The sequence below is a fragment of the Janibacter sp. DB-40 genome (assembly GCF_029510815.1).
GTDB lineage: Bacteria > Actinomycetota > Actinomycetes > Actinomycetales > Dermatophilaceae > Janibacter.
This window is the reverse complement of sequence record NZ_CP120360.1, coordinates 2,299,242-2,312,810: the sequence shown is the minus strand read 5'-3', so window position 1 is coordinate 2,312,810 and position 13,569 is coordinate 2,299,242. Positions and strand designations below refer to the sequence as shown.

At 71.9% G+C, this 13,569-nt stretch carries 12 protein-coding genes, 1 pseudogene and 1 riboswitch; of the genes and pseudogenes, 11 read left to right on the top strand and 2 right to left on the bottom strand.

The window, feature by feature from the left end; genetic code table 11:
• Positions 1-3: 3 nt before the first annotated feature.
• The 5 genes and pseudogenes from PVE36_RS10995 to ahcY all read left to right on the top strand — a co-directional run bounded on the left by PVE36_RS10995 (position 4) and on the right by ahcY (position 5,347).
• A complete protein-coding gene (locus PVE36_RS10995) occupies positions 4-1,179 on the top strand; it encodes an SIS domain-containing protein (protein WP_277452333.1) in 1,176 nt (391 codons plus the stop codon).
• A pseudogene (locus PVE36_RS16240) lies at positions 1,180-1,902 on the top strand (FAD-dependent oxidoreductase); the annotation flags it as partial. It lies immediately after the preceding gene.
• Positions 1,872-2,606, top strand: a complete 735-nt coding sequence (locus PVE36_RS16235; protein ID WP_346780580.1) for an FAD-dependent oxidoreductase — start codon at positions 1,872-1,874, stop codon at positions 2,604-2,606. The pseudogene PVE36_RS16240 and the gene PVE36_RS16235, both read left to right, overlap by 31 nt.
• A gap of 88 nt (positions 2,607-2,694) precedes the next feature.
• Positions 2,695-3,678: a DUF808 domain-containing protein gene (locus tag PVE36_RS10985; RefSeq protein ID WP_277452332.1), complete on the top strand. Its 984-nt coding sequence runs from the start codon at positions 2,695-2,697 to the stop codon at positions 3,676-3,678.
• Positions 3,679-3,895: 217 nt separating this feature from the next.
• Positions 3,896-5,347, top strand: coding sequence for an adenosylhomocysteinase (ahcY, locus tag PVE36_RS10980; RefSeq protein WP_277452330.1), 1,452 nt, complete (start codon positions 3,896-3,898; stop codon positions 5,345-5,347).
• A gap of 53 nt (positions 5,348-5,400) precedes the next feature.
• On the opposite strand, the gene PVE36_RS10975 is transcribed toward ahcY, so the two are convergent.
• Together PVE36_RS10975 and PVE36_RS10970 are read right to left on the bottom strand one after the other, a co-directional pair.
• Positions 5,401-5,730, bottom strand: a complete 330-nt coding sequence (locus PVE36_RS10975) for an SMR family transporter (RefSeq protein WP_277452329.1) — start codon at positions 5,728-5,730, stop codon at positions 5,401-5,403.
• Entirely contained in the window at positions 5,730-6,044 is a 315-nt protein-coding gene (locus PVE36_RS10970) for a multidrug efflux SMR transporter (protein ID WP_277452328.1), read from the bottom strand. The genes PVE36_RS10975 and PVE36_RS10970 overlap by 1 nt, the downstream gene beginning before the upstream one ends.
• A gap of 10 nt (positions 6,045-6,054) precedes the next feature.
• Positions 6,055-6,121: riboswitch (guanidine-III (ykkC-III) riboswitch) on the bottom strand.
• 89 nt (positions 6,122-6,210) lie between these two features.
• Here PVE36_RS10970 and mtrA point away from each other — a divergent pair.
• The 6 genes from mtrA (at position 6,211) to PVE36_RS10940 (ending at position 13,443) form a co-directional block, all read left to right on the top strand.
• Entirely contained in the window at positions 6,211-6,888 is a 678-nt protein-coding gene (gene mtrA, locus PVE36_RS10965; protein ID WP_277452327.1) for an MtrAB system response regulator MtrA, read from the top strand.
• Positions 6,889-6,890: 2 nt separating this feature from the next.
• Entirely contained in the window at positions 6,891-8,615 is a 1,725-nt protein-coding gene (gene mtrB / locus PVE36_RS10960) for an MtrAB system histidine kinase MtrB (RefSeq protein ID WP_277452325.1), read from the top strand.
• On the top strand, positions 8,612-10,381 hold the full coding sequence (locus PVE36_RS10955; RefSeq protein WP_277452323.1) for a GerMN domain-containing protein: 1,770 nt from the start codon (positions 8,612-8,614) through the stop codon (positions 10,379-10,381). The genes mtrB and PVE36_RS10955 overlap by 4 nt, the downstream gene beginning before the upstream one ends.
• Before the next feature lie 93 nt (positions 10,382-10,474).
• The gene (locus PVE36_RS10950; RefSeq protein WP_277452321.1) at positions 10,475-11,206 is read left to right on the top strand and encodes a phosphoribosyltransferase family protein; all 732 of its coding nucleotides are present in this window, start codon (positions 10,475-10,477) and stop codon (positions 11,204-11,206) included.
• 180 nt (positions 11,207-11,386) lie between these two features.
• A complete protein-coding gene (gene raiA, locus PVE36_RS10945; protein ID WP_277452319.1) occupies positions 11,387-12,070 on the top strand; it encodes a ribosome-associated translation inhibitor RaiA in 684 nt (227 codons plus the stop codon).
• Positions 12,071-12,231: 161 nt separating this feature from the next.
• Positions 12,232-13,443: a crosslink repair DNA glycosylase YcaQ family protein gene (locus tag PVE36_RS10940; RefSeq protein WP_277452318.1), complete on the top strand. Its 1,212-nt coding sequence runs from the start codon at positions 12,232-12,234 to the stop codon at positions 13,441-13,443.
• Positions 13,444-13,569: the final 126 nt, after the last annotated feature.

The following is a 13,569-nucleotide window of genomic DNA, read 5'->3' as shown; positions in this document are numbered from 1 at the left end:
ATGATGTCCCCCTTCGACGAGAGCGTGCTCGACGACGAGGCCCGGCGGCGTGCGGTCGACCCCTCTGACATGCTCCGAGCGCTCGCGGGCGCCGGCGCGCAGGTGCGCCGGGCCATCACGGTGAGCCAGGAGTGCGACCTCGGGCGGGTCGCCGGCGGGGAGCGCCCGCGAGCGATCCACGTCGCCACCGTGGGCGGGTCGGAGGGGGTCGCGGCCGTCCTCGACCTGCTCGTCTCCCACCGGTCACCGGTGCTGCTCACCGCGGACGGGTCGGGCCCCCTGCCCGGCTGGGTCGGCGCCCTCGACCTCGTCGTCGCGGTCTCCCTGTCCGGCCGTGCGGAGGGACCCGTCCGGCAGGCCCGTGAGGCCGCGCGCCGGGGCGCGCACGTCCTGACCATCGGGGCCCCGGACAGTCCACTCGCGTCTGCCGCGGCGGAGGCCCGAGGCGTGCACCTGCCGATCGACCCGGGCACGGGGCACTCCCGCACCGCGCTGTGGAGCCTCGTCGTCCCCGCACTGCTCGCCACCTCGGCGTGCGGTGTCATCGACGTCCCGACGGGTGTGCTCCTGCGGGTCGCCGACCGGCTCGACGAGCAGGCGGAGGCCTTCCGCCCGGATGCCGAGTACTTCGTCAACCCCGCCAAGTCGCTCGCGACCGACCTCTCCGAGGTCACCCCCGTCGTCCTCGGCGACGGCCCCGTCGGCGGTGTCGCCGCGCGCCGCACGAGCGCGATGCTGGCCCGCACCAGCCGGGTGCCCTCGACGTGGGGGCGGCTGCCGGACGCGGCCTCCCAGGTGGTGGCCTGCCTCTCCGGTCCCCTCGCCGGTTCGGGAACGGCCCCGGACGGTGGACGCGACATCTTCGCCGACCCCTACCTCGACGGCCCCAGCGCTCCGCGGCTCGGTCTGGTGCTGCTGCGTGACCCGGTGCCGACCTCCGAGTCCGACCCGACCGAGGTCGAGCGGCACAACACCGCGCAGTCCGTCGCCGATCGCGCCGAGGCAGCCGGAGTGCGCGTCCTGGAGCAGTTCGCCCGCCCCGGGCACGATCTCGAACGTCTCGCCGAGCACATCGCCCTGACCGACTTCGCGAGCACCTACCTCGCGATCGGCCACGGTTTCGACCCGGCGAGGGCACCGGGCATCGACGAGCTGCATCTCCCACGAAAGGCCAACTGAGTGATCGACGTCGACATCGCCGTCATCGGAAGTGGATCGGGCAACAGCCTCGTCACCGAGGAGCTCGCGGGTCGTCGGTTCGCCATCATCGAGGGCGGTGACGTCTTCGGAGGCACCTGCCTGAACGTCGGGTGCATCCCGACGAAGATGTTCGTCCACGTCGCCGAGATCGCCACCAAGGTGCGCGAAGGGGGGCGGCTCGGGGTCGACGCGACGCTCGAGCGGGTGCGCTTCACCGACGTGCGCGACCGCATCTTCGCCGGACGCATCGACCAGATCGCCGCGGCGGGCGAGGCCTACCGCCGCGACGGGGAGCTCACCGAGCTGCTGCGCGGGCACGCGCGGTTCACCGGACCACGCACACTGCGCGTCGACCTCCGGGACGGCGGCACTGAGGAGGTCCGGGCCGAGCAGGTCGTCATCGCCACCGGGTCGCACCCGATGATCCCGGACGAGCTCGCCGCGCTGGCGGACCGCGAGGGCATCACGCTGCACACGTCTGACACGGTGATGCGCCTGGCCGAGCAGCCCGACCGGATGCTCGTCGTCGGAGGCGGTTACATCGGCGCCGAGCTGGCCCACGTCTTCTCCGCGTTCGGCACCCGGGTCACCGTGTCGGCCCGGGGTGGTCAGCTCCTGCGTCACCTGGACGACGACATCGCCACCGCCTTCACGGCCAGCGCCCGGGAGCAGTGGGGTGTGCGGACCTCGACGACGGTCACCGACCTCAGGCGGGGCGACGGGGGATCATCGCCACCCTGTCGGACGGCAGCCGGGTCGAGGTCGACGTCGTCCTCGTCGCGGTCGGTCGCCGGCCGAGCACCGCGGACCTCGGGCTCGACGTCGCCGGGGTGGAGGTGCACGACGACGGCCGCGTGGTCGTCGATGCCCACGGCCGCACCGCCGTCGAGGGGGTGTGGGCGCTCGGGGACGGGGCCTCCCCCTTCCAGCTCAAGCACGTGGCCAACCACGAGGCGCGAGTCGTCGCGCACAACCTCGCCCATCCGCAGGACCTGCGGGAGTTCGACCACGTGGCCGTCCCCGCGGCCGTCTTCACCCACCCCCAGATCGCCACCGTGGGCCTCACCGAGACCGAGGCGGTGGCGGCGGGCGCGGACGTCGTGACGAAGGTGCAGAAGTACGGGGACACCGCCTACGGCTGGGCCATGGAGGACACGACGAGCCTGTGCAAGGTCATCGCCGACCGCCGCACCGGACGGCTCGTGGGCGGTCACCTCGTCGGTCCCGACGCCGCCACGCTCGTCCAGCCGCTGATCCACATGATGGCCTTCGACCAACCCGTCTCGGAGATGGTGCGCGGTCAGTACTGGATCCACCCGGCGCTGACCGAGGTCGTGGAGAACGCCCTGCTCGGCCTCGACCTCAACCCGGTCGAGGACCTCATCGAGTCCCCGCCGCTCGCCTGAGGCGACGTCCTCCCCCCTTCGTCGGTCCGGGTCGGTAACCTGAGCGCGTGCTGACGCCGATCACGACCCGACCCGCCGGAGCCACCCGATGAGTGGCGGTCTCGTCGCCCTGCTGGACGACATCTCCGTCCTCGCCCGCATGGCCGCCGCGTCCGTCGACGACGTGAGTGCCGCGGCCGGTCGGGCGAGCACCAAGGCCGCCGGAGTCGTCGTCGACGACACGGCCGTGACCCCGCGCTACGTCGAGGGCCTCGACCCCAAGCGCGAGCTGCCGATCATCAAGCGGATCACGATCGGGTCCCTGCGCAACAAGCTGATCTTCATCGTCCCGGCGATCCTGCTGCTCAACGCCTTCCTGCCGTGGGCCCTGTCCCCGCTGCTCATGCTCGGTGGCACGTACCTGTGCTTCGAGGGAGCGGAGAAGATCTGGGAGAAGATCTCCGGCCACGGCGGCCACGAGACCACCGCCGCCGCGGACGGGGAGAAGAAGACGGTCGACGAGGACGCGGTCGTCAAGAGTGCCGTCACGACCGACTTCATCCTCTCGGCGGAGATCATGGTCATCTCCCTCAAGGCCGTCCTGGACGAGGGACTCGGCGGTGGCTTCTGGTACCTGCTCGCCGTGATGGTCGTCGTCGCGCTCTTCATCACGCTGCTGGTCTACGGCACCGTCGGGCTCATCGTGAAGATGGACGACATCGGCCTGCGGCTGACCCGGACCGGCTCGGGCGTCGCCCAGACCGTCGGCCGTGCCCTGGTCAAGGGCATGCCCAAGCTCCTGACGGTGCTGTCGGTCGTCGGTGTCTTCGCGATGCTCTGGGTCGGCGGGCACATCATCCTCGTCGGCCTCGCCGACGACCCGATCAACTGGACCCCCCCGTACGACGTCGTCCACCACCTCGAGGTCGCCGTCGAGGAGGCGACCGGCGCCCTCGGCGCCGTCCTCGGCTGGGTGACCAACACCGTCGCCTCGATGATCCTCGGTGCCGTCGTCGGTGGCGTGGTCGTCGCGGTCATGCACGTGCTGCCCTTCGGCGGCGACGACGCGAAGGGGGAGGCGGCCGCCCACTGATGACGCCGACGAGCTCCGAATGGTCAGGACGGCCTCCGGAGGTTGAGTCGAAGAAGGAACGCGATCCACAGCTCGCGGTGCTTCTTCGAATGGTGTGACCGTGCCGACCCCCGGCGGCGAGCACATACACTGGCGGGAGCCGGCGTGGGTGATGACCCGCGAGAGCCCAGAAGGGTCGCGCCGGGTCCGACAACCCCATGTCACGAGGAGATCCACCGTGTCCTTCGACTACAAGGTCGCCGACCTGGGCCTCGCCGAGGCCGGCCGCCACCAGATCCGACTCGCCGAGCACGAGATGCCCGGCCTGATGAGCATTCGTGAGGAGTACGCCGCCTCGCAGCCGCTGAAGGGGGCGAAGATCGCCGGCTCGCTGCACATGACCGTGCAGACCGCCGTGCTCATCGAGACCCTCACCGCCCTCGGCGCGCAGGTGCGCTGGGCCAGCTGCAACATCTACTCCACCCAGGACGAGGCCGCTGCCGCGGTCGTCGTCGGGCCGGACGGCTCGGCGGACGACCCGCAGGGCGTGCCGGTCTTCGCGTGGAAGGGCGAGACGCTCGAGGAGTACTGGGACTGCACCAACCAGATCCTCACCTGGGCCGACGGCGACGGCCCCAACATGATCCTCGATGACGGCGGCGACGCCACGATGCTCGTCCACAAGGGCGCCGAGTGGGAGAAGGCCGGCCAGGTGCCGCCCACGACCGAGGACGACTCCGAGGAGTTCAGCGTCTTCAAGGCCCTCGTGCGCCGCACCCTGGCCGAGGACCCCACCAAGTGGCAGACCGTCGGCTCCCGCATCAAGGGCGTCACCGAGGAGACCACGACCGGCGTGCTGCGGCTCTACCAGCTCGCCGAGACGCGGGACCTGCTCTTCCCGGCCATCAACGTCAACGACGCGGTCACCAAGTCCAAGTTCGACAACAAGTACGGCACCCGCCACTCGGTCATCGACGGCCTCAACCGCGCCACCGACGTCCTCATCGGCGGCAAGGTCGCGGTCGTCGCCGGCTACGGCGACGTCGGCAAGGGCGTCTCGGCCGCGCTCGCGGGTCAGGGCGCCCGGGTCCTCGTGACCGAGGTCGACCCGATCTGCGCCCTGCAGGCCGCGATGGACGGGTACCAGGTCACGACCATGGACAAGGCCGCCGAGTACGGCGACATCTTCGTCACCACCACCGGCTGCTTCGACGTCATCACCGCCGACCACATGGCCGCGATGAAGAACAAGGCGATCGTCTCCAACATCGGTCACTTCGACAACGAGATCGACATCGCCGGGCTGGCCCGCACCCCGGGCATCACGAAGACCGAGATCAAGGCGCAGGTCCACGAGTGGACCTTCCCGAGCGGCAGCTCGATCATCGTGCTGTCCGAGGGCCGCCTGATGAACCTCGGCAACGCGACCGGTCACCCGAGCTTCGTCATGAGCAACTCCTTCGCGAACCAGACGATCGCGCAGATCGAGCTCTTCGAGAAGGCGGAGGAGTACGTGGACGAGGGCGGCAACCCGACCGTCACCACGCTGCCGAAGCACCTCGACGAGAAGGTCGCGCGCCTGCACCTCGACGCGCTCGGCGTCGAGCTGACCGAGCTGACCAAGGACCAGGCCGAGTACCTCGGCGTGGACGTGGCGGGGCCGTACAAGCCGGACCACTACCGCTACTGAGCACGACACCGAGCAGGACGAAGGGGGAGGCGCGCGCCTCCCCCTTCGTCATGTCAGTCCTCGGTGCCGGAGGGGGCGAGCCGGAGCCCGACGACGGCGGCGACGATCCCGGCGATGAGCAGTGCCCTGACCGGGGTGAAGGCCTCCTCGCCGGTGGCCATGGCCCAGGCGACCGTGAGCCCGGCGCCGACCCCGGTCCAGACCGCGTACCCCGTGCCGATGGGGATGGTGCGCACGGCGATCCCCAGGCCGACCATGCTGGTCGCGAGGGCCAGGAGGAAGACGGCGGTCGCCGTGGGGTGGGTGAAGCCGTCGGAGCGGCCCAGGGCGGTGGCCCAGACCGCCTCGAGGACGGCGCTGACGAGCAGGACGACCCACGGCATCAGGCGACCGCCTTCAACCCGGCGACGCAGGCGACGAGCAGGACGAGCAGCGCGACGCGCGCCCGGGTCGCCGGCTCGGCGCCGGTCACCATGGACCACACGAGGGTGAGGGTGGCGCCGATGCCGACCCACACCGCGTAGGCGGTGCCGGTGGCGATGTCGGTCATGGCCCACGCCAGACCGAGCATGCTCGCGGCGAGGGAGACGGCGAAGAGGAGGGTGGGGCCGGGGCGGGTGAATCCGCGCGAGGCGGGCAGGGCGGTGGCCCAGACGGCCTCGAGCATCCCCGAGACGATGAGGACGAGCCAGGACATGACAACTCCTTGTGAGTCAGTCTTGTCGTGGTGCGGGTACTGCTCCCTCGTCCGCGGGCCCGATCGCCGGGCCCCGCCCCCGAGGCTATCGGCAGTGGCTGCCCGGCGCACGGTGGTGCCTGTGTGATGATGAACGGGCAGTAGACCACGTGCGAAAGGGATCACCGTGAAGGGACGTGTCCTCGTCGTCGACGACGACCAGGCGCTGGCAGAGATGCTCGGGATCGTCCTTCGGAAGGAAGGACTCGACGTCGCGCACGTCGCCGACGGAGCGCGGGCGCTCGACGCCTTCCACGAGGCCCGTCCGGACCTGGTGCTCCTCGACGTCATGCTGCCCGGGATGGACGGCATCGAGATCTGCCGGCGGATCCGGCAGGAGTCGGGGGTCCCGATCGTCATGCTGACCGCCCGGACCGACACCGTCGACGTGGTCGTCGGTCTCGAGTCGGGCGCCGACGACTACATCGTCAAGCCGTTCAAGCCGCAGGAGCTGATCGCCCGGCTGCGGGCCCGTCTGCGTCGCGGCGACGAGCCGGAGCCGGAGCGACTGACGATCGGCGACCTGGCCATCGACGTCGCGGGGCACTCCGTCACCCGGGACGGGACCCCCTTGGCGCTGACGCCGCTCGAGTTCGACCTGCTCGTCGCCCTGGCGCGCAAGCCGTGGCAGGTCTTCAGCCGCGAGGTCCTGCTGGAGCAGGTCTGGGGCTACCGGCACGCCGGTGACACGCGCCTGGTCAACGTGCACGTCCAGCGGCTGCGCAGCAAGATCGAGCACGACCCCGAGAACCCCCAGATCGTCGTCACGGTCCGTGGCGTGGGGTACAAGGCCGGGTCGGCCTGAGCATGGCCTCGGCGCCCGCCTCCGAGGCGACCGAGGCCTCGGACGCGTCGAGCACCGAGGAGTCGGGTGCCGCGGCCCCGCCCCGCAACCACGCGGTCGCCCGGGCCGTGCGGGCCGCCGTGGGCCTCTGGCGGCGATCCCTGCGCTTCCGGGTCGTCACGAGCACGCTCATCCTCGGGCTCGTCGTCGTCTCGATCATCAGCCTGACGATGTACCGCTCCATCGCCGACGGCCTCGTCGACGACCGGGTCGACTTCGCCGAGGCCCAGTCGCACCAGCTGGCCGACCGGGCGCAGAGCTACTTCAACAACACCGACGTCGAGCCCGGAGAGCTGGACGTGTCCACCTCCGACTTCGTCTCGCGGACCCTCGCGCCGCCCAGCGGCGACGACAGCCGCTACGTCATCCTCACGCCGAGCACGGAGAACGAGTCGTCGACGATCTCCACGGTGGCCTACCCGCAGGGTGTCGGCCTGGACCAGGTGCCCGCCGCCCTTCGCCAGGCCGTGGCCGCCGACCCGGCCCGGCAGCAGACCATGACCATCGAGCTGGAGCGCTCGGACGTCGACGGGTCGACCGAGCCGATCACCGGGGTGCCGATCGACACCGACTCCGTCCCGGCGGTCGTCGTCGGCTCGCAGATCGAGGTGCCGACCGCCGGTGACCACGACCTGTACTTCATCTACCCGATGGACCAGGAGCAGACGACTCTGGGCATCATCTCCCGGTCCTTCGTCCTCGGGGCGCTCTTCCTCATCGGCCTCGTCTCGGGCATCGCCTACATCGTCACGAGCATGGTCGTCACCCCGGTGCGCCGCGCGGCGTCGGCCGCCGAGCGCCTCTCCTCGGGCCACCTCAACGAGCGGATGTCGGCGCGCGGGCACGACGACCTCGCCCTGCTCGGCCAGTCCTTCAACGACATGGCCGACAACCTGCAGACGCAGATCCGCCAGCTCGAGGGCCTCTCCCGGGTGCAGCAACGCTTCGTCTCCGACGTCTCCCACGAGCTGCGCACGCCGCTGACGACGATCCGGATGGCCGCCGACCTGCTGCACTCCTCGCGGGACGAGATGGACCCGGTCACGGGTCGCTCGGCGGAGCTGCTCCACGACGAGCTCGACCGCTTCGAGGAGCTGCTGGCCGACCTCCTCGAGATCTCCCGCTACGACGCCGGTGCCGCCGTGCTCGAGCAGGACCCGATCGACCTCTACGTGATCGTCGACCGAGTCGTGCAGGCGACGGAGTCGATCGCCGACGCACGCGGCAGCGAGGTCCTCGTCCACCGGGAGCCGGGGCAGAAGGCCGTCGCCGAGGTCGACTCACGGCGGATCGAGCGAGTGCTGCGCAACCTCGTGGTCAATGCGATCGAGCACGGTGAGGGCCGTCCCGTCGACATCTGGGTCGGCAGCAACGACGAGGCCGCGGCCGTGATGGTCCAGGACCACGGCGTGGGTCTGAAGGCCGGAGAGGCCTCGCTGGTGTTCAACCGCTTCTGGCGCGCGGACCCCGCCCGGACCCGTACCACCGGTGGCTCCGGTCTCGGTCTGGCCATCGCGCTCGAGGACGCCCGACTCCACCACGGGTGGTTGCAGGCCTGGGGTGAGCCGGGGGAGGGGGCCCGCTTCCGGCTGACCGTGCCGCACGAGGCCGGTGGCCCGCTCACGACGTCGCCGCTGCCCCTGACCCCGCGTGAGGGCCGTCTGCCCGGGGAGGGCGGGGACCGATGACGGGCAGGGAGCTGACCCGTCGCAGCGCCCTCGGCCTGGCCGTGGCGGGCGCGCTCGCCGGCTGCGGGCTGAACACCGACTCGACGATCCGACCCGGGTTGCCGATCGACGGGCCACGCCCGCAGCCGCTGTCCCGCACGCCCAACGGGCCCACGCCCGGGGCCTCGCCCGCGGAGGTCATCCGTGGGTTCCTGCGTGCGGGCTCCACGAGTGGCGAGGGCCTGGAGGTCACCCGCTCCTACCTCACCCAGGAAGCCGCCCAGGGGTGGATCCCGGACAGCCAGACGGTGATCTACACCGGCGACCCGGAGATCGAGCCGATGGGGGACGGGGCCTTCCGCGTGAGCGCGCGGGTCGTCGCGCGCATCAACGCCGACGGCCGCTACCTCGTCTCCCCGCCCTTCGACGGCGCGGCCTTCGACTTCCACGTCGACCTCGTCGACGGCGAGTGGCGCATCGACGAGCTGCAGGAGGGGTTCGGCCGACTGCTCGAGCAGCCCGAGGTCGGCTACATCTTCCGTGAGTACCCCGTGCACTACCCGGCCATCGGATGGAACGCCCTCGTCGTGGACCAGCGGTGGGTGACCCAGGACCAGCTGGCCACCCGGTTGACCCGCGCCCAGCTGGGGAGCATCCCCGGCTACCTGCGGGAGGCCGTCTCCAGCGACATCGGGGCCCGGCTCGCCGTCGACGCGGTGCCGGTGCGCAACGGGGTGGCGATCGTCGACCTGGAGAGTGAGTCGGTCGCCGACGACGCCACGGCGCGCAAGCGGCTGGCGGCGCAGCTCGTGGCCACGTTGATGTCCCTGCCGGGGGTGACGGAGGTGGGGATCACGCTCTCGGGTGCGCCTCTCGACCTCGGCGTGACGGCACCTCTCACCTCGCCCGAGCAGCTCGGTTTCGTCGACCGGACCCAGACGAACACCCCGATCGTCCTCGCTCGCCGCGGGGACAAGGTCGTGGCGGTGGACGACCGTCTGGCCTCGGTCGGCGCAACGGACCTCCGACGCAAGGAGTCCCCCTTCCCCCCGTTGGAGAAGGGGTGGCGCCACCTGGCTCTCCGGACGGACGGCAAGGAGCTCGCCGCGCTCGACGGTACGCAGGAGACCCTGCACCGCATGCTCGACGACGGCGAGGTCGTGCACCTGGACCGTTTCGCCGCGGCGATGACCCGCCCCTGCTACGACTACGGCGGTGTGCTCTGGGTCGGCGGCTCCGGCCTCGGCCGGGAGGAGGGCTACCGACTCTGGGCGATCAACTCCACCGTGGACCCCGCCAACCAGGCCGAGTCCGCGCCGCAGCACGTGCCGGCCCAGTGGCTGGGCACGCGCTTCGTGCGCGCGGCCGTCGTCTCTCCCGAGGGGAGCAGGATCGCGGTGATCTCCGAGCAGGAGCGGGGGACGGGGAGCACCCTCGAGGTGTCGGGCATCGCCCGCCAGGCGAACGGACTGCCGACCACGACCTCGCCGCAGGCCTTCCGCATCGGGGCGGACCTGGTCGAGATGCTCGACGCGGTGTGGGTGGGCCAGTCCACTCTGGCGGTCATCGGTCGGCGCAACGACCAGGAGGAGATGCAGCCCTACCTCGTGGAGGTCGGTGGGCCCGTCGAGGCGATGACTCCTCGGCCGGGTGGCGTCGCCGTCACGACCACCGGCGACGACCAGGACGTCGTCGTCAGGACCGGGGAGGACCGCGTCTTCCAGCGTGCGGGCGGCCGGTGGCAGGAGCTGCAGCCCATCGACGGCGTCGTCACCGCCGGCGTCTGAGGGCCCGTCCGCAGCCGCACTCCGTCCGGCACCGCGTCCACACCCGGACGAAGGGGGGCGCTGCCCTCGCGCCGCGTCGGCAGGGTGGTGCCCGTGGTCTCCGTGCGTCTCGGGAGCGTCCTGGCGGCAGCCGGGGACCTCGTCCTGCCGCGCAGCTGCGCCGGGTGCGATCGGCCGGGGGCCGCGGTGTGCACCGGATGTCGTCGCGCGCTGTGCGACCTCGCCGTGCCGACCCCGGGGCCGGTCGCACCCCGCCCGGTCCCTGAGGGCTGGCCGGGGTGCCACGCCACCCTTCGCTACGAGGGCGTGGCCGCACGCCTGGCCCGCGCCTTCAAGGACGAGGACCGGCGGGACCTCGGCGACGTGCTCGCCCGGCTGCTCGCCGACGCCGTGCGGCGGGCGGCCCAGCAGGGTGGACCCGGTGGGGTGCTCGTCGTGCCGGTCCCGTCCTCACCGGCAGCCATCCGACGGCGCGGGGACCAACCGATGCTCCAGCTGGCCGGCCGGGCCGTCCACCTCCTCGGCCCGGGTGCCGCCGTCGAGGCGGGACTGCGCGTGCGTCGCGGCACGGCCGACCAGGCCGGGCTGGACCGCGCCGCCCGGCTGGCGAACCTCGACCGGGCCATGACCGTGCGCCGCCCCCGCCGGGTCCACGGGCGGCGGATCGTGCTCGTCGACGACGTGCTCACCTCGGGTGCGACCCTGACCGAGGGCCGTCGGGCGCTGCTCGAGGCGGGTGCGGCCAGGGTCGATCTGGCCGTCGCGATGGTGACTCCGCGACGATCCCCGACGTCGGGTCTACCGTTCCGGTCGCGGGCAGACTAGCGTGTCGTCATGGGCCCCGCTCTCGACCGGACGACCGGTACGACGCAGGGGCCTGTTGCGTTCCCCGCCGCACGAGCGGCTGCGGCCACCCCGCCGCGCCGGGAACGGAGGTGGTGCCTCGGCTGACGCGCCCTCGCCAGGCGTACCCCCCATGCAGCACCGATGTCCCAGGAGGACTCCGTGGAAATTGCCATCACCGGACGCAATGTCAACGTCTCCGATCGACTGAGGGACTACGTCGAGAGCAAGCTCTCGAAGGTCCCCCAGCTCGACCCGCGAGTCCAGCGGATCGAGGTCATGGTGAGTCACGAGCCCAACCCACGCCAGGCGAAGGTCAGCGAGCGCGTCGAGATCACGTGCCGGTCCAAGGGACCCGTGATCCGTGCCGAGGCCTGTCACGACGACCGACAGGCAGCGGTGGACCTTGCCGCGGACAAGCTCCTCGAGCGCCTGCGCCGCGCCCACGACAAGCGCAACGTCCGTCGCGGCCGTCGCCGCACCTCCGTCGCTGCCGCGACCGCGGACCTGACCGAGCCGCTCTCGGTCGAGCAGCCCGCGCCGGACCAGGAGGAGAGCGACCAGTTCGGCACCATCGGCGACAGCCCGATCGAGGTGCGCGAGAAGATGCACGAGTCCGCACCGATGAACCTCGCCGAGGCGGTGCGCCGCATGGAGCTCGTCGGGCACGACTTCTTCCTCTTCCACGACGTGGACTACGACCGTCCGAGCGTCGTCTACCGCCGCCGCGGCTGGTCCTACGGGGTGATCCACCTCGAGGTGCAGGAGGGTGTCGACGGCAAGGACCTGGGCGCAGCAGCCGTGGACGGCGTCGCCCTCGACAAGGACGCCGGGGCCCGAGTCTGAGCTCTCCCCGTGGTCGCGCGGACGGAGGGTGAGGGCGGCCCTTGGGGCTTCGCAAGCTCAGCCCCTGAGTCGGGCCACCCCCACGCCTCCGTCCGCGCTTCGGCCGGTCGCAGCCCTCCAGGACCCATCGTGCGCCGTGGCGGGTGTGCGCGCCTCAGGGCATGCTGGGGCGCGTGAGTGCACGCCCCCTTCGCCTCGACCAGGCCCGTCGCATCGCCCTCGCGGCGCAGGGCTTCGACCGTCCCCGGCCGCAGCGGCCGGTGACGACCCGCGACCTGCAGCGGGTGCTCGACACCGTCGGGCTCGTGCAGATCGACAGCGTCAACGTGCTCACCCGCAGCCAGTACCTGCCCTTCTTCGCGCGGCTGGGCCCCTACGACCCGGCCCTGCTGGACCGGATGCGCGACCGTGCACCGCGTCGGATGGTCGAGTACTGGGCGCACGAGGCGAGCCTGATGCCGCCGCGCACGTGGCCACTCATGGACCACCCGCGGATGCAGCGGGCGCTCGACGGGTCCTGGGGCGGGATGCAGCGCGTCGCCCAGGACCACCCGGATCTGGTCGCGGCCGTGCTCACCGAGGTCGAGACCGGTCCGCCGCGCACCGCCCGACAGATCGAGGCGGCGCTCGGTCACGAGCGCTCCGGGCCGAAGGTGGACTGGGGCTGGAACTGGTCCCTGGTCAAGAACGCCCTGGAGCAGCTCTTCTGGGCCGGTCGTATCTCCTCGGCCGGACGGACCGCGCAGTTCGAGCGGCGCTACGCCGGTCTGGCCAGGGTGGTGCCGAAGGGGGAGTCCGGCCCGTGGCTGGATCCGCAGCGGCGGTTGCCGCCCGAGGACGCCTACGTCGAGCTCGTGCGGATCGCCGCCCGGGCCAACGGGGTGGCGACCGAGGCGGACCTGGCGGACTACTTCCGACTCCCACGGGAGGACGTGCGCCCGGCACTCGCCCGGCTGCAGACCACCGGTGAGCTGGAGGAGGTGCGCGTCGAGGGGTCGACCCGACCCTGGTACCTGCACGAGCGGGCCCGTCGCCCCCGGTCCGTGTCGGCCAGGGCGCTGCTGTCCCCCTTCGACAGCCTGGTGTGGCACCGTCCGCGTGCCGAGGCCCTCTTCGGGTTCCACTACCGGCTGGAGATCTACACGCCGGCCCACAAGCGGGTGCACGGGTACTACGTGCTGCCCTTCCTCCTCGGGGACCGCCTGGTCGGTCGGGTCGACCTCAAGGCCGACCGCGCAGCAGGGGTGCTCAGGGCGCGGCAGGTCTCCTGGGAGGAGGGGCGCGGCGGCAGCAGCGACCGCGCCGAGCTCGACGAGGAGCTGCGGCTCATGGCCGGTTGGCTCGGGCTGCCCGACGGTGTGGTCGAGGGCTGATCACCCCTCGACGAGGCGTCCGGCGCAGGGCCGGTGCGGGCGGCGAGGACTCGCGAGCGCGCCGGCGGGAACCCCGGGGACCGGGCCCTCGTTCATGGCGGTCAGGTGCCCGCTCGGTTGTGGGGC